This is a genomic window from Chryseobacterium sp. SIMBA_029 (assembly GCF_046535275.1).
GTDB lineage: Bacteria > Bacteroidota > Bacteroidia > Flavobacteriales > Weeksellaceae > Chryseobacterium.
In genome coordinates, this window is record NZ_JAWRXA010000498.1 from 1 (window position 1) to 260 (window position 260).

At 53.5% G+C, this 260-nt stretch carries 1 protein-coding gene; it reads left to right on the forward strand.

Translation table 11 applies throughout. From position 1 onward, the window contains the following. The coding region (locus SB679_RS24965) for a hypothetical protein (RefSeq protein ID WP_410704993.1) at positions 1–260 on the forward strand (260 nt) is incomplete at both ends.

A 260-nucleotide genomic window follows, 5' to 3' on the forward strand; every position in this document is an offset into this window, starting at 1 on the left:
TCCTTTCGGGGCGCGGTCAACCGCCTGACGATCTGAAGGCTTTTGTTCGTCAAACGATTGAGGCAGGTGGATGGAAACTTTCGGAAAGAAAGGAAAAGCTCGCTACGAAGCCAAATCGACTAAAGGTGCACGGATTACTTGTCGATGGCGATAGTCCTCGTCTGACGAAGGGATATCGGCATCGCATTCGAGCGCTGACTCATCTGCTTGAGAAGGGCTCGGTGTCTCCGGAAACGATGCCGATGGTGCTGGGCCATATC